This window comes from Streptomyces viridochromogenes DSM 40736 (genome assembly GCF_000158955.1).
Taxonomy (GTDB): domain Bacteria; phylum Actinomycetota; class Actinomycetes; order Streptomycetales; family Streptomycetaceae; genus Streptomyces; species Streptomyces venetus.
On the sequence record NZ_GG657757.1, the window covers coordinates 1,820,195 to 1,834,581 of the forward strand.

Consider the following 14,387-nt stretch of genomic DNA (forward strand, 5'->3'; position numbering starts at 1 on the left):
GCGGCATCCTGGTGACCCTGGCGGGAGGGGCCTGCTCCGCCGCGCCCTGCGGGGCCGCGCGCACACCCAGGGACACGGGCACGGACACACGCACGGGCACTCCCACGGCGGCCATACGCACACCCACGACGACGACACCCACTGCCACAAGCCCGACACGACCACAAGCACGACCACGACCACGACCACGACCACAGCCACCCGCACGACCACGCCCACCCGCACTCCCACCCCCACACGATCGAGCACACCCACGGCGGCTCCACCCACTCCCATCCCGTCGCACCCACCCTCCGCGGCACGATCCTCATGGGCTTCGCGGGCGGCCTCGTGCCCAGCCCGTCCGCCGTCGTCGTGCTCGTCGGCGCCGCCGCCCTCGGGCAGGCCTGGTTCGGTCTGCTGCTCGTCGTCGCCTACGGCGTCGGGCTCGCGCTCACCCTGACCGTCGCCGGGTACGCCGTCGTCAAGGCGGGCAGCGCGATGACCCGGCTCCTGGACCGCCGCCCCCGCTGGACGGCCGGCCCGATGGCGGCCCTGGTACGCCGGACCGCCCCGCTGGGGTCGGCCTTCGCCGTGGTGGTACTCGGTGCCGGACTGGTGTTCAAGGGGGCGGCATCCGCACTGGGCTGAGTTACTTTCGAGAGGAAGCCGTGGGAATGGGACGTCGTGAGGAATTCCTGCCTCATGGGGAAAAGAGACCTCGTGGAGAGTTCGCCCGGCTGCGAATGGGGGCGCCGTGTCCGAAGAACCGGGCCATGAGCGTGTGATCGCGGGCCGCTACCGGCTCCTGGCACCGCTCGGCGAGGGCGGTATGGGGACGGTGTGGCGCGCCCGCGACGAGTTGCTGCACCGCGAGGTCGCCGTCAAGGAGGTGCGCGCCCCGGCGGGGCTGGGGGCCGATGACGTGCAGCGGATGTACGCCCGGCTGGAGCGGGAGGCGTGGGCGGCGGCCCGGGTCGCCAACCGGAACGTGGTCACGGTGTACGACGTGGCGGCGGACGAAGGCCGGCCCTGGATCGTCATGGAACTGGTCCGGGGGCTCTCCCTGGCCGAGGTCCTGGACTCCGAGGGCCCGATGCCGCCGCAGCGTGCCGCGCACATCGGCGCCGAGGTGCTGGCCGCGCTACGGGCCGCGCACGAGGCGGGGGTGCTGCACCGGGACGTGAAGCCGGCCAACGTGCTGATCGCGAACGACGGCCGGATCGTGCTCACCGACTTCGGGATCGCCATGGTCGAGGGCAGTTCCGCGCTGACCATGACCGGGGAGGTCATCGGTTCGCCCGAGTTCCTCGCCCCGGAGCGGGCGCTCGGCCGCACACCCGGCCCGGAGTCCGACCTGTGGTCGCTCGGCGTGCTGCTGTACGCGGCGGTCGAGGGCTACTCCCCCTTCCGTCACGACACCCCGCTGAGCACGCTGCGCGCGATCGTCGACGAGGAGCTCCCGCCGCCGCACCGGGCCGGTCCGCTGGCGCCGGTCATCGAGGGGCTGCTGCGCAAGGATCCGTCGCAGCGGCTGCCGGCCGAGCGGGCCGAGCAGGATCTGCGGGTCGTCGGCGCGGGCGGCTCGCCGCGCGCGGACTCCCCGCGGGCGGTCCCCTTCCCGCCGACGGTCGCGGGCCACCCCGAGCCCTCCCCCACGCCGGCGATGCCGTTCCCCGGTGGACCGGCACCGGCCGGCTCGGGTACGACGACGGCCACCCGTCCGGAGCGCGACCGCCGGGCCGGACGGGTGCTGGTCGCGGGCGTGGCCGTGCTGGCGCTCGCGGTGGGCGGGCTGACGTACGCGCTGCTGAACCGCGGCGACGGCGGCGAGGGCTCCGGGAACCCCGACCGGGGCGGCGGGCTGACCACGCCGGCCGCGACCGGTGACCCGTCGCGGAAGACCGAGAGCGAGAAGTCCAGCCCTTCCCCGACGCCGAGCGAGACCGAGAGCGAGAAGAGTTCTCCGCCGCCGCAGTCGGTACGGGTGTCCCTGGAGGGCAGGCGTACGGACTACGCGGGCTCGTGTCCGCCACCGAGCGCCGAGGCGCCCCGGTTCACGGCGACGTTCACGGTGGGCCGGCTGCCGGCCGAGGTGCGCTACCGCTGGGTCACGGAGGACGGCTCGCTGACCGACCGAAGCTGGAAGACGCTGTCGTTCCCGGAGGGCGGCGGGCGTTCCAAGCAGGACACGGTGACCCTGACGACGAACGCGAAGACCGGGACGTTCGAGAACGAGATCAGCGTCGAGGTGCGGGAGCCGGTGCGCACGACGTCCGAGTCGGTGTCGTTCTCGGTGACGTGTGAGACGGAGACCCCGCCGGGCGGGGCCTCCCCTTCTCCTTCGGACACGGATTCGGACACGGACTCCGGCTGAGCGGACGCGGACTGCGGCTGAGCGGTCAGTCGTTGGCGTTGAGCACGGGCAGATAGCCGCCGGACTGGCCGGGGGCCTTCGGGTGGTACGACTCGCCGATGTTGAGCCAGTTGACGCTGTGCAGCCAGGAGTCACCGGAGCAGATCTCGTGGCCGGAGAAGGTGGAACGGACGTCACCGAAGACGAATCCGTGGTCGGCGGCGCGCTTGGCGATGGCGGTGTTCAGGTGGTCGGAGGCGTCGTTGATGGCCTTGCGCTTGGTCTCGGACAGGCCGAGGCAGGTGGTGCCGAGCTGGTAGAAGCGGGGGTAGCCGAGCACGACGACGCGGGCGCCGGGTGCCTTGGAGCGGATCGTCGAGTACACGCTGTCGAGCTTGCCGGGCAGCGTGGAGTCGACGTACGAGCGGGCGGTGTTGATACGGGAGACGCAGGCGCTGTCGGACTGGGTCACACAGGTCGTCATGACGTCGGCGAATCCCGCGTCGTTGCCGCCGACGCTGACGGAGACCAGGGTGGTGGCGCTGCTGAGCGGGCCGAGCTGACCGGACAGAACATCACCCGTTCGGGCGCCCGAGCAGGCCGTGAAGTCGAACGTCGAGGGTGAGTGGGCGGCTGCCCAGAGGTAGGGGAAGGCCTTCGTGCTGCGCTTGCAGTCGCCGCTGGAACTGATGTAGCTCCCGGCGCCCACTCCGGAGGAGTAGGAGTCACCGAGCGCCACATAACCGCCAGTTGCGGCGACCGAGGACGCCTGCGCCGTCGCCGCCCCCGTGAGGGCGGTGCCGACGGCGAGGAGGAGTGAGCTCACGAAGACGACAAGTCGGGAACGTCTCATGGAACCTCCCTTTAGCAGGATCTCTGCCTTAACCGTGGTAGCAGCTACGCGTGTTGACAGGAAGTGTCCATGCCAAGTCTTTTCGGCCCTTTTCACGGCGGGTGGCGTGTTCACCACGCCTCTTGTTACGCAACCGACCTCGCGTGTTGCGTGCCCATGACAGATTTGTTGACTGACGCTCAACTCTCTTGTTCTACGCCGGTAGATGGTCGACGCTTTACTCCGGCCCGGGAGCGGAACGCGACGCTCCCGGTCCGTGTGCGCGAGCACGCGCACATCCCCACATGACGCGCGCCCCACCCAGGCGCGCGCCGCCTAGAGGAGGACTCCCTCGTAATGGCACAACTGCGTAGCAAGAGACTCGGGTTCGCCGCGATCACCCTGTCGGCGACCGCCGCCCTGGTGGGCGGGCTCACCACCCTCCCCGCACAGGCCGCCCCCGCCGAGGGCCGAGTGCTCGCCGCGGACTCACCGACCGCCGTCAAGGACAGCTACATCGTCACGCTCAAGAAGAGCGCGGGCCTGAAGGCGTCCTCGGCCGCCGGCAAGGGCCTCGTGAAGGAGTACGGAGGCACCGTCGAGAAGACGTTCGGCAAGGCGCTGAACGGCTACTCCGCCGCCCTCTCGGCCACCGAGGCCAAGCGGCTCGCCGCCGACCCGGCGGTCGCCTCCGTCGAGCAGAACCAGCGCGTCCGGCTGGCCGCCACCCAGACCAACGCGCCCTGGGGCCTGGACCGCGTCGACCAGACCTCGCTCCCGCTCTCCGGCACCTACACCTACCCGGACAGCGCGGGCAGCGGCGTGACGGTCTACGTCATCGACACCGGGGTGCGCATCACCCACCAGCAGATCAGCGGCCGGGCCACGCACGGTTACGACGCCGTCGACGGCGACAACGACGCCTCCGACGGCAACGGCCACGGCACCCACGTGGCCACCACGATCGCGGGCTCGACCTACGGCGTCGCCAAGAAGGCGAAGATCGTGGGCGTACGGGTGCTGAACAACAGCGGCTCCGGCACCACGGCCGGCGTGATCGCGGGCATCGACTGGGTGACGCAGAACCACTCCGGCCCCTCGGTCGCCAACATGTCGCTCGGCGGCGGCGCCTCGGCCTCGCTGGACACGGCGGTCCGCAACTCCATAGCCAGCGGCGTCACGTACGCCGTCGCCGCGGGCAACAGCAGCACCACCGCCTCCTCGTCCTCCCCGGCCCGGGTCGCCGAGGCGATCACGGTCGGCGCCACCACCAGCACGGACGCCAAGGCGAGCTACTCCAACTACGGCTCGGCCCTGGACATCTTCGCGCCCGGCTCCTCCATCACGGCCGGCTGGAACACCAGCGACACCGCGACCAACACCATCTCCGGCACCTCGATGGCGACCCCGCACGTCGCGGGCGCGGCGGCGGTCTACCTGGCGGGCCACACCTCGTCCACCCCGGCCCAGGTCGCCGCGGCCCTGGTGAACGGCGCCGTCACCGGCAAGGTCACCAGCGCGGGTTCGGGCTCGCCGAACCGACTGCTCCAGATCGTGCAGTAGCGGCAGACCCGCACCCCTGAACAAGCGTTCCCCGGAGGCACTGATCGCCTCCGGGGAACGACTCGTTATACGACCGGAACCCTCAACTTGCGCCCCAAAAATCGCATACGGCAACGACAAAACCAACAAAAACGTGAGCGGCCGTTCCAGGTCTTGCCATACGGGTTCAATCGTCAATACCGTCATACATCTCACCCGCATCGGTCCGTCAGTACGCGGCTCCAGGGGAGGGCTCAGGACCGCGACGAACCGGCGCGGGGCGCGGTAGGGGGGTGCCGTGCTCGGTGACCGCATGTGGTGACCGGGCCGTGCCGCGCGGTCGGCTGCCGTTTTCGCGGTCGGCCAGCTTTGCCAGCTCACCCGGTGTGCCCGAAGCTCCATCTCGGCGTGCCGCGGGTGAGAACCCCCCTTTCGAACCGGACTGGATCCGGACTGCCCTGGGGGGGCGGTCCACCGGACGAGAGGGACCAGACTCATGAGCTCAGTCCTGCAGCCGGCCGCGACGGAGCCGCATCCGCCGACTGCCGCCACGTACCGACCCGTCTCCTCTCACCTGGCCATCGCGCCGCCGGTGAGCGTGGTCATCCCGGCCATGAACGAGGCGGAGAACTTGCCCTACGTCTTCAAGACCCTGCCCGACTGGATACACGAAGTGGTCCTGGTCGACGGCAACTCCACCGACGACACCGTCCAGGTGGCCCGTGAGCTGTGGCCCGACGTCAAGGTCGTCGAGCAGCGCGGCAAGGGCAAGGGCGACGCCCTGATCACCGGGTTCCAGGCCTGCACCGGCGACATCATCGTGATGGTCGACGCGGACGGCTCGGCCGACGGCAACGAGATCGTGTCGTACGTGTCGGCCCTCGTCTCCGGCGCGGACTTCGCCAAGGGCTCCCGCTTCGCCAACGGCGGCGGCACCGACGACATGACCTTCATCCGCAAGCTCGGCAACTGGGCGCTGTGCACGGTCGTCAACCGCAAGTTCGGCGCCCGGTACACCGACCTGTGCTATGGGTACAACGCGTTCTGGCGGCACTGCCTCGACAAGATCGACCTCGACTGCACCGGCTTCGAGGTCGAGACCCTGATGAACATCCGGGTCGTCAAGGCCGGGCTCAAGGTGCAGGAGATACCGAGCCACGAGTACCTGCGCATCCACGGCACCAGCAACCTGCGGGCCGTGCGCGACGGGCTGCGCGTCCTCAGGGTGATCCTCCAGGAGCGCTCCAACCGGCGCGCGCTGCGCCGCCGCGCGTCCCGGTCGCCGATGCCGGCCACCATCCGGGGAGAGGTGTCTTGAGCGGTCCCGGCATCTCCGTCGTGATCTGCGCGTACACCGAGGACCGCTGGGAGGACATCCTCGCGGCGGTCTCCTCGGTGCGGGCGCAGTCGCGGCCGGCCCTGGAGACACTGCTGGTCGTCGACCACAACGAGACGCTCCGGGACCGGCTGGCCAAGGAGTACAAGGAGACCTCCGGCGGCGCTGTGGTGCGGGTGCTCGCGAACGCGGGCCCCCGCGGCCTGTCCGCCGGACGCAACACCGGCATCGCGGCCGCCCGCGGCGAGGTCGTCGCCTTCCTCGACGACGACGCCGTCGCCGAGCGCGACTGGCTGCGGCACTTCGCCGAGGCGTACACCGACCCGCGCGTGATGGCGGTCGGCGGGCGCACGGAGCCGGTCTGGGCGTCCGGGCGGCGGCCCGGCTGGTTCCCGGAGGAGTTCGACTGGGTGGTGGGCTGCACCTACCGGGGCCTGCCGCGCGGCCGGGTCCGGGTGCGCAACGTGCTCGGCGGCAACGCCTCGTTCCGCCGCAGCGCCTTCGACGCGGCGGGCGGCTTCGCCACCGGCATCGGCCGGGACGGCGACAAACGCCCGCTGGGCTGCGAGGAGACGGAACTGTGCATCCGCCTCAGCCGCGCCCGGCCGGACGCGGTCCTGCTGATCGACGACCGGGCGGTGATCCACCACCGGGTGCCCGAGGCGCGCGAGCACTTCCGCTACTTCCGTACGCGCGCCTACGCCGAGGGCCTGTCCAAAGCCCTGGTGGCCCGGAGTGTCGGCGTCGGCAAGGGACTCGAGTCCGAACGCCGGTACACGACCCGGGTCCTGCCCGCCGGGGTGGCCCGGGGCCTCAGGGACGCCCTGCTGGCCCGGCCGGGCGGTGCCGGACGGGCCGGCGCGATCGTGGCCGGGGTGCTGACGGCGGCGGGAGGGTACGTCGTCGGCAGCGTCCGGGCACGCCGGGGCGGGACGACGTTCCAGGTGCCGGAGGTGGAGGTGGCGGCCCGTGAGTGACGCACGCGTACCGATCCTCATGTACCACGCGGTCGCGGCCGATCCGAACGAGGCGACCCGCGCCCTGTCGGTGACCCCGGAGGCGTTCGCCGAGCAGATGGCGGTGATCGCCGGCCTGGGCCTCACCCCGGTCACCACGGCCGAACTGGCGGTGTGCTGGCGCTCCGGCCGCCCGCTGCCCGAGCGGCCGGTCCTCATCACCTTCGACGACGGCTACGAGGGCGTGCACCGGCACGCCCTGCCCGCGCTCGCCGAGCACGGCTTCCCGGCCACCCTGTTCGTCTCGACCGGGTGGCTCCGTGGGCCGTACGACACCGGGGGTGGCCTGGACACCATGCTGGACTGGGGCCAGGTCCGCGAGCTCGCGGCGGCGGGCGTCGAGATCGGCGGGCACAGCCACAGCCATCCCCAGCTCGACCAGGTCTCCGACGCCACCCTGCGGTTCGAGCTGATCCACTGCAAGGAGATCGTCACGGACCAACTGGGTGCCGTACCGGCGTCGTTCGCCTATCCCTACGGCTACTCCAGCCGCCGGGTCCGGCAGGCGGTGCGCGAGACGGGATACGCCCAGGCCCTCGCCGTCGGCAACGGCCTCGCGCGCCGCGCCCAGGGGCCGTACGCCCTGCGGCGCGTGACGGTGCGCCGCAGCACGGACCTCGCCGAGTTCGAGCGGGTGGTGCAGGGCCGTGCGATCGCCCGTACGTTCGCCGGGGACCGTGCCCTGACCAAGGGGTACGCCGTGGTCCGCGGGGCGCGGCGGACACGCCGGGTGGTGTGCCGCCCGGCGGCCTGACCTGCGTCCCGGCGACATGCCGCGTGCACCGGGAAACGGGGTGCACGCGGCGCCCCCGTGCCGGATCATGGCGGCTATGTCTGGAAACCCCCACGAGGCACTGCCGATCCGGCTCAACGTCGACGACTCCGACTCCCCGTCCGACGTCGTCGACGCGCTGTTCCTCGGCCGCTTCGCGACGGGCGAGCAGCCGTACTCCCACGCGGCCAACATCGACCGCGTCCGGTCCGGGGCGACACTGATGCCGTCCGGTGCCCGGGTGCTGCGCGTCGCCCGGGACGACGACCGCAGCGCGACGCTGGCGGAGGGCGACGGCTGGACGCTGCTGGTCTCCCGCTGGAACCGGGGCGCGGACGTCACGGTGACGGCGACCAGCGCGGAGCTGGCGGAGAAGGTGCTCGACCAGGCCACGGACGGCGCGGCGGACGAACCCGAACCGCAGCCGGACAACGTGACGATGGGCTTCTGGTACGTCTCCCCGCGCCGGGGCCCGCACCGCACGACCCGCCAGATCGCGGCGGGCACCTGGGACGAGGTCCGGCCCAACTACACCGCGCCGGTGGCGAACGCGATGGACCGCCTGATGAAGACCACCCCCGAGGACATCTCGGGCCGCCTCCTCCTCCTGCACGGCCCGCCGGGCACCGGCAAGACGTCGGCGCTGCGCACCCTGGCCCGCTCCTGGCGGGACTGGTGCCAGGTGGACTGCGTCCTCGACCCGGAGCGGCTGTTCAGTGACGTCGGTTATCTGATGGACATCGCGATCGGCGAGGAGGACTCGGCGGGCAAGGGCCGCTGGCGGCTGCTGCTCCTGGAGGACTGCGACGAGCTGATCCGCGGTGAGGCCAAGCACACGGCGGGCCAGGCGCTGTCGAGGCTGCTGAACCTGACGGACGGGCTGCTCGGCCAGGGCCGCAACGTCCTGGTCGGCGTCACGACCAACGAGGACCTGGAGCGTCTGCACCCGGCCGTGGTCCGGCCGGGCCGCTGCCTCGCCCGGATCGAGGTGGGCCCGCTGACCCGGCCGGAGGCGGTGAGCTGGCTGGGTGGGGAGGAGGGCATCGGCCGCGAGGGCGCGACACTGGCGGAGCTGTACGCGCTGCGCCGGGGCACCTCCCCGACGGCCCTGCCGGAGCCGCGTGGGGGCGCGGACGCCGGGCTGTATCTGTAGGGGGTCGGTGCCGGCCGGTGTTTTGATGGGGTTGTGACCCTCTTCGTCGGCACCTCCGGGTGGCAGTACAAGGACTGGCGGGACGTCCTGTACCCGTCCGGGCTGCCGATGCGGCTCTGGCTGGAGGAGTACGCGGCGCACTTCGCCACCGTCGAGATCAACAACGCCTTCTACCGGCTGCCGGCCCGGGAGACCTTCGAGGACTGGCGCGGACGGGTACCGGCGGACTTCGTGGTCGCGGTCAAGGCGAGCCGCTATCTGACCCACATCAAGCGGCTCAAGGACCCCGAGGAGCCGGTGCGGCGGCTGATGAGCCATGCCGCGGGCCTCGGTGACCGCCTCGGCCCGGTCCTGCTCCAGCTCCCGCCCAACCTGCGCGCCGACCCGGGCCTCCTGGACGCCTGTCTGGCCTGCTTCCCCGCCTCGACGCGGGTCGCGGTCGAGCCCCGCCACGACTCCTGGTGGACGCCGGAGGTCCGCGCGGTGCTGCGATCCCGGCGCGCGGCCCTGTGCTGGGCCGACGTCCTGGCCCGCCCCGCGACGCCCCTGTGGCGCACCGCCGACTGGGGCTACGTCCGCTTCCACCAGGGCCGCGCCCACCCCTGGCCACGCTACGGCCGCCGTTCCCTCGCCACCTGGCTCGACCGCATCGCCACGACATGGCCCGACGGCGAGGACGTCCACGCGTACTTCAACAACGACCCGGGCGGCGCGGCGGTGGAGGACGCGAGGGCGTTCGCCCGATTGGGAAGGTCGGCGGACCTGGACGTCACACGGACTCCTGAGCGCCTGGCGCAGCGGTCCGGCTAGGGTCTGTCGTTTGGATCATGGCGCAGGGCATCGGCAGCACCTGTCAATGCCGGTGAGCGGGGCCTGGTGCGTGCAGCTGCAAGGCGGAGGAGGGAGTCGACGCGATGGGGGCACCGCCCGCGCGAGCGAAGCCGAGCGTGGGGGAGTCGGCGAGTGACGACAACGCGGCAGATGCGCGTGCCAGGCCCCGCGTCTGCGTCATGATCCAAACGACAGGCCCTTGCCGCCCTACTCGCCGTGAGCCGCTCGCAGGGCGTCCCGTACCGCGGCGAGGGCCACGTCCTCCCCCTGCCCGAGCCTGCGGGCCCGCTCCGCGTAGGCCTGCGCGGCAGCGGCCAGCTCGCGGTCCGCCGCCGAGCCCGCCGCGGCCACGAACGTGCCGTGCCGCCCCCGCGTCTCGATCACTCCGTCCGCCTCCAGCGCCCGGTACGCCTTGGCGACGGTGTTCGCGGCGAGGCCCAGCGTCTCGGCCAGCCCCCGCACGGTCGGCAGCCGGTACCCCACCGGCAGCTCACCCGAGCGCGCCTGCTCGGAGATCCGTGCCCGTACCTGCTCGTACGGCGGGGCACTGTCGTCGATGTCGATCTTCAAGGTCACAGGCCGATTGTCCCGTACCGCGCGGAAAATGGGAGGCACCCGGGGCGCGCCCCCACGTAACGTGCGCCTCCATGACCGTGATCGTGCGCGACCTGCGACCGGATGTCCGAGCCGACGCCGAGGGGTTCTCCACCACCCGCCGGCTCGCCCTTCCCTTCATGCTGTCCACACCCGAGTCCGTGGTGCACACCGTGACCCATGCCCATCCGGACGCCCACTTCGGGCAGCTCGTGGCCGAGGAGGACGGTGAGATCGTCGGCACGGCCCAGATCAGCGTCGCCCACGACAGCCCGGAGCCCGGCCAGGGCTCGGCCAACATCTACGTGCGCCCCGACCGCGTACACCGCGGCGCCGGTTCGCTCCTGCTGCGCACCGCCGAGGAGCGCCTGGCCGCACTGGGCGTCAGGAAGCTGTTCGTGTGGGTGCTGGACGAGCCGGACAACCACGCCTTCGCCGAGCGGAAGGGCTTCCGTGCCAGCCGTTCCGCGTACTTCCTGCGCCTGGACCTGGCGGCCGGCACCCTGCCGCCGCGCCTGGACCCGCCGCCGGGCGTCGAGCTGCGCACGGCCGCCGAGTACGCCGACGACCCGCGCCCGATCTTCGAACTGGACGCGATGACGTCGGTGGACGAACCGAGCGACATCGACGTCGAGTTCACGGACTACGAGGCCTGGCTCGCGCAGCACTGGATGCATCCGCTCCTCGACCGTGAACTGACGACGGTCGCGGTCGTCGACGGCCGCCCCGCCGCCTTCAGCGTGGCGTACACCGACGGCGGCACCCGCTACGGCACCGCCATGACCGGCACCGCCCGCGCCCACCGCGGCCGGGGCCTGGCGAAGCTCGCCAAGACCGACTCCCTGCACCGTGCCCGGGCAGCGGGGTACACGGAGGCGTTCACCGGCAACGACACCGGGAACGATCCGATGATCGCCATCAACAAGTGGCTCGGCTACGAGATCTGCGCGAAGGAAGTGCGCTATGTCCGAGAACTCGGCTGACCGGCTGGACGTCGTCCTGCTCAAGGCGGGCCGCACGAAGATCCGCTACACCGGCGAGCTCCTGGACGATGACGGCACCCGTGTCGAGGTCCGCGCCCCGTGGGCGGGCGACGGCGTCCGCGACTTCGGCTTCGTCCGCTTCGAGCCCGGGGACGTCTTCACGGAGTACTACTGGCGCGACCGCTGGTACGCGATCAAGGAGGTCCGCTCCGCCACGGGCGCGTTGAAGGGCTGGTACTGCGACATCACCCGCCCGGCCGTCCTCCCCCACGCTCGAACCCGCTCGACCGGGGGGACCCCCGTCGGCCCGGAGCTGATCGTGGAGGATCTCGACCTGGACCTGTGGGTGTCCGCGGACGGCACGGACGTGCGCCGCCTGGACGAGGACGAGTTCGCCGACAGCGGGCTCGCGCGGACCGACCCCGAGGCGGCGGCGGCCGCGCGGTCCGCGCTCGACGAACTGGAGTCACTGGCCCGCGGCGGCGACTTCACCACCCTCCTGGTCTGAGACCCCGCTCGTCGCGACCACCGCGTACCGCTCGTCCGTCACCTCCCCGCCCCACAGCAGCGGATCGTCCGACAGCCGCTCCACGCGCACCTGTCCGGCGATCGGGGCGAGGAGCCCGGTGAGCCGCTCCGCCGGTATGCCGGCCGGCTCGGTCGTCCCCCACACGCCCTCTACCAGCACGAGCCGTCCCCCCGGCCGCAGCAGCCCGGCCCAGTGCCGCAGCACGCGGCCGGGCTCGGGCAGGGCCCACAGGACATGCCGCACGAGCACGGCGTCGAAGCGCTGCTCCCCGACCGGGGGCTGCGCCGCGTCACCGACGAGGAACAGCGCGTCACGCCCGGCCAGTTTCCGCCGGGCGAGCGCCACCATCGCCGGGGAGAGGTCCACGCCCGTCACCCGGTGTCCCTGTTCGGACGCGAGGAGCGACAGACTGCCGGTGCCGCAGCCCAGATCGAGGACGTCACCCGCGCGTCCGGGCAGCCAGCCGCGCAGCCGCCCGGCCCAGGCGCGACGCACCCCGGGGTCGCGCAGCCCGTGGTCCGGCTCTTCGTCGAAGGTCGCGGCCCGCGCGTCCCAGTCCATGTCGCCGCCGGTGTTCGCCGAGGTCACGTCGTCACTGTCGTAGGCCATGCGCCCAAGAGTGACACCCGCCACTGACAATCGAATCGTGACAGGCGCCACTGACAGACCGGCAGCGATGAGTAACCCTCCCCCGAAAGGTCTACCTCCGTGAGAACGCGGAACCCGGTAGGCCCTTAGGAGGCAGCCATGCGCCGTGTGACCGTGCAGAAGCCCCTGAAGAAGTCGGACGTCCGCCGGGTCCGTGACGAGGCCGACGAGCGCCCCGCCGGGCGCCCGGAGGTCCGCAAGGACATCGCCCGCACCTGGTGGCCGGACAGCTGAGCGTCCGGTGCCGGTCACACGACGCGTCAGAGCAGCCGCTTGCGGTAGTGGAGACGGTCATAGGGCCCGTCCCCGCGACGCTCCACGAGTGCGTAGCCGTACTTCGGGTAGATCCGCTGGTTCTCCCACATCATCGCGTTCGTGTAGAGCCTGACCTCGGGCAGACCGAGCGCACGCGCGTGCGCGTCCACGAACCGCAGCAGACGTCGCCCCACTCCCCTGCCGTGCGCGCAGGGGTGGACGGCGACGGTGTCGAGGAAGAGATGGTCCGCGAACGCCTCGACCACGACGAGGCCGATCACGGGATCGCCCGTCACGAACACCTTTCCCGCCGCCACGTTCGCCGCGTGGTCCTCCTTCATGGGCTGCGGCACCTGGCCGATGCGCTCGATGTAGGGGCGGAAGGCCGCGTCGATCACGTCCCTGACGACCGGTACGTCGGCTGCGCCGGCCGGCCGGATCTCCTCGTCCTCCATGCCGCGCACGCTACCTACCTGATGCCAGTCTGAGCACTTCCTTAACGCGGCCATAAGGATCTCCTCCACCCGCCCTCAGCAGGCGATTCCGCGCTTTCCTGGGGCTAGCTTCGGATCACCCCACGGGATCCGGCCCGCTCGGGTCCGGCCCTGTTCCCCGTACCGTTTCGAGGAGTTCCCGCATGCCCGCACGCCGTAAGGCAGTCGCCGTCGCCGCCCTCGGCGCCGCCCCGCTCGCCCTGACCGCGCTGACCGCCACACCGGCGGCCGCGCACGGTTCGATGGGCGACCCGGTCAGCCGGGTCTCGCAGTGCTACGCCGAGGGCCCCGAGAGCCCGAAGTCGGCCGCGTGCAAGGCGGCGGTCACGGCGGGCGGCACCCAGGCCCTGTACGACTGGAACGGCATCCGCATCGGGGACGCGGGCGGGCGGCACCAGCAGCTCATCCCGGACGGCAAGCTGTGCAGCGCGGGCAACGCGGAGTTCAAGGGCCTCGACCTGGCCCGCGCCGACTGGCCCGCGACCTCCGTGCGGGGCGGCTCGCACACGTTCAAGTACCGCGTGACCGCCCCCCACAAGGGCACCTTCAAGGTGTACATCACCAAGTCCGGCTACAACCCGGCCAAGCCGCTCGCCTGGAAAGACCTGGACCTGAAGAACCCGGTGGCGACGTCCACCGACCCGGCCGCCACGGGCGGCTTCTACACCTTCTCCGGCAACCTGCCCGAGCGCTCCGGCAGGCACCTGCTGTACGCGGTCTGGCAGCGGTCGGACAGCCCCGAGGCGTTCTACTCCTGCTCGGACGTCGCCTTCGGCGGCGGTACGGCGAGCGGGGGCGCCGCTCCGGCCCCGTCCGCCTCCGCGCCCAGCGAGAAGCAGATCCAGGAGGGCAACGCCAAGTCCACGGTCGAGCACCACGGGCACGGCGACAACGACCCCCGCACGTCGGCGGAGCCGGCCGCGGCCCCCGCCGGGGACACCCCGGACCGGCCGAAGGCGGCTGCGTCCGCCCCCAACCGGCCGAAGGCGGCCGGAACCACCGAGAACCTCGCCGAGACCGGCGGTGACAGCAGCACCACCTACCTCGCGGCCGGCGGCGCGGCGGCG

At 72.0% G+C, this 14,387-nt stretch carries 15 protein-coding genes and 1 pseudogene; 12 read left to right on the forward strand and 4 right to left on the reverse strand.

Translation table 11 applies throughout. The features are described 5' to 3' along the window. Both SSQG_RS42120 and SSQG_RS07935 read left to right on the forward strand, forming a co-directional pair. Nucleotides 1-630: pseudogene (locus SSQG_RS42120) on the forward strand (nickel transporter); the annotation flags it as partial. Nucleotides 631-763: 133 nt separating this feature from the next. Next, a complete protein-coding gene (locus SSQG_RS07935) occupies nucleotides 764-2,356 on the forward strand; it encodes a serine/threonine-protein kinase (protein ID WP_003989212.1) in 1,593 nt (530 codons plus the stop codon). Nucleotides 2,357-2,381: 25 nt separating this feature from the next. Here SSQG_RS07935 and SSQG_RS07940 read toward each other — a convergent pair whose 3' ends face one another. Then, nucleotides 2,382-3,188 (reverse strand): SGNH/GDSL hydrolase family protein, encoded by an 807-nt coding sequence (locus tag SSQG_RS07940; RefSeq protein ID WP_003989213.1) that lies wholly within the window; start codon nucleotides 3,186-3,188, stop codon nucleotides 2,382-2,384. 336 nt (nucleotides 3,189-3,524) lie between these two features. Here SSQG_RS07940 and SSQG_RS07945 point away from each other — a divergent pair, with 336 nt between their 5' ends. From SSQG_RS07945 to SSQG_RS07970, 6 genes are all read left to right on the forward strand, one after another. Next, nucleotides 3,525-4,730, forward strand: coding sequence for a S8 family peptidase (locus SSQG_RS07945; RefSeq protein ID WP_003989214.1), 1,206 nt, complete (start codon nucleotides 3,525-3,527; stop codon nucleotides 4,728-4,730). Between the two features lie 475 nt (nucleotides 4,731-5,205). After that, nucleotides 5,206-6,027 carry a glycosyltransferase family 2 protein gene (locus SSQG_RS07950; protein WP_003989215.1) on the forward strand — a complete coding sequence of 274 codons (822 nt, stop codon included), beginning with the start codon at nucleotides 5,206-5,208 and terminating at the stop codon, nucleotides 6,025-6,027. Continuing rightward, nucleotides 6,024-7,022: a glycosyltransferase family 2 protein gene (locus tag SSQG_RS07955; protein WP_003989216.1), complete on the forward strand. Its 999-nt coding sequence runs from the start codon at nucleotides 6,024-6,026 to the stop codon at nucleotides 7,020-7,022. Before SSQG_RS07950 ends, SSQG_RS07955 begins: the two co-directional genes overlap by 4 nt. After that, nucleotides 7,015-7,815 (forward strand): polysaccharide deacetylase family protein, encoded by an 801-nt coding sequence (locus SSQG_RS07960; protein ID WP_003989217.1) that lies wholly within the window; start codon nucleotides 7,015-7,017, stop codon nucleotides 7,813-7,815. The genes SSQG_RS07955 and SSQG_RS07960 overlap by 8 nt, the downstream gene beginning before the upstream one ends. Before the next feature lie 76 nt (nucleotides 7,816-7,891). Continuing rightward, nucleotides 7,892-8,986: a DUF5925 domain-containing protein gene (locus SSQG_RS07965; protein ID WP_003989218.1), complete on the forward strand. Its 1,095-nt coding sequence runs from the start codon at nucleotides 7,892-7,894 to the stop codon at nucleotides 8,984-8,986. Between the two features lie 33 nt (nucleotides 8,987-9,019). Next, nucleotides 9,020-9,796, forward strand: coding sequence for a DUF72 domain-containing protein (locus SSQG_RS07970; protein ID WP_003989219.1), 777 nt, complete (start codon nucleotides 9,020-9,022; stop codon nucleotides 9,794-9,796). A 228-nt stretch (nucleotides 9,797-10,024) separates the two neighbouring features. Here SSQG_RS07970 and SSQG_RS07975 read toward each other — a convergent pair whose 3' ends face one another. Further along, the gene (locus SSQG_RS07975; RefSeq protein WP_003989220.1) at nucleotides 10,025-10,393 is read right to left on the reverse strand and encodes a GntR family transcriptional regulator; all 369 of its coding nucleotides are present in this window, start codon (nucleotides 10,391-10,393) and stop codon (nucleotides 10,025-10,027) included. 71 nt (nucleotides 10,394-10,464) lie between these two features. Between SSQG_RS07975 and SSQG_RS07980 the strand changes: the two genes are divergently transcribed. Together SSQG_RS07980 and SSQG_RS07985 are read left to right on the forward strand one after the other, a co-directional pair. Further along, nucleotides 10,465-11,394 (forward strand): GNAT family N-acetyltransferase, encoded by a 930-nt coding sequence (locus SSQG_RS07980; protein WP_003989221.1) that lies wholly within the window; start codon nucleotides 10,465-10,467, stop codon nucleotides 11,392-11,394. After that, nucleotides 11,375-11,902 carry a DUF402 domain-containing protein gene (locus SSQG_RS07985; protein ID WP_003989222.1) on the forward strand — a complete coding sequence of 176 codons (528 nt, stop codon included), beginning with the start codon at nucleotides 11,375-11,377 and terminating at the stop codon, nucleotides 11,900-11,902. Before SSQG_RS07980 ends, SSQG_RS07985 begins: the two co-directional genes overlap by 20 nt. Here SSQG_RS07985 and SSQG_RS07990 read toward each other — a convergent pair. Further along, nucleotides 11,861-12,532: a class I SAM-dependent methyltransferase gene (locus SSQG_RS07990; protein ID WP_003989223.1), complete on the reverse strand. Its 672-nt coding sequence runs from the start codon at nucleotides 12,530-12,532 to the stop codon at nucleotides 11,861-11,863. The two genes, SSQG_RS07985 and SSQG_RS07990, sit on opposite strands and share 42 nt — an antisense overlap. Nucleotides 12,533-12,670: 138 nt before the next feature. Here SSQG_RS07990 and SSQG_RS43390 point away from each other — a divergent pair, with 138 nt between their 5' ends. Continuing rightward, nucleotides 12,671-12,805, forward strand: a complete 135-nt coding sequence (locus SSQG_RS43390) for a hypothetical protein (RefSeq protein WP_003989224.1) — start codon at nucleotides 12,671-12,673, stop codon at nucleotides 12,803-12,805. A gap of 26 nt (nucleotides 12,806-12,831) precedes the next feature. Here the strand turns inward: SSQG_RS43390 and SSQG_RS07995 are convergent, their stop codons facing one another. Continuing rightward, the gene (locus SSQG_RS07995) at nucleotides 12,832-13,281 is read right to left on the reverse strand and encodes a GNAT family N-acetyltransferase (RefSeq protein ID WP_039934874.1); all 450 of its coding nucleotides are present in this window, start codon (nucleotides 13,279-13,281) and stop codon (nucleotides 12,832-12,834) included. Nucleotides 13,282-13,463: 182 nt separating this feature from the next. Here SSQG_RS07995 and SSQG_RS08000 point away from each other — a divergent pair. Next, on the forward strand, nucleotides 13,464-14,387 hold a 924-nt coding region (locus SSQG_RS08000), incomplete at its 3' end, for a lytic polysaccharide monooxygenase auxiliary activity family 9 protein (RefSeq protein WP_039932132.1).

Excerpts from the sequence above, each read along its gene's own strand:
- SSQG_RS07940 (WP_003989213.1), bottom strand. The coding sequence starts at position 3,188 with ATGAGACGTTCCCGACTTGTCGTCTTCGTGAGCTCACTCCTCCTCGCC.
- SSQG_RS07945 (WP_003989214.1), top strand. The coding sequence starts at position 3,525 with ATGGCACAACTGCGTAGCAAGAGACTCGGGTTCGCCGCGATCACCCTG.
- SSQG_RS07950 (WP_003989215.1), top strand. The coding sequence starts at position 5,206 with ATGAGCTCAGTCCTGCAGCCGGCCGCGACGGAGCCGCATCCGCCGACT.
- SSQG_RS07965 (WP_003989218.1), top strand. The coding sequence starts at position 7,892 with ATGTCTGGAAACCCCCACGAGGCACTGCCGATCCGGCTCAACGTCGAC.
- SSQG_RS07980 (WP_003989221.1), top strand. The coding sequence starts at position 10,465 with ATGACCGTGATCGTGCGCGACCTGCGACCGGATGTCCGAGCCGACGCC.
- SSQG_RS07985 (WP_003989222.1), top strand. The coding sequence starts at position 11,375 with ATGTCCGAGAACTCGGCTGACCGGCTGGACGTCGTCCTGCTCAAGGCG.
- SSQG_RS07990 (WP_003989223.1), bottom strand. The coding sequence starts at position 12,532 with ATGGCCTACGACAGTGACGACGTGACCTCGGCGAACACCGGCGGCGAC.
- SSQG_RS43390 (WP_003989224.1), top strand. The coding sequence starts at position 12,671 with ATGCGCCGTGTGACCGTGCAGAAGCCCCTGAAGAAGTCGGACGTCCGC.
- SSQG_RS07995 (WP_039934874.1), bottom strand. The coding sequence starts at position 13,281 with ATGGAGGACGAGGAGATCCGGCCGGCCGGCGCAGCCGACGTACCGGTC.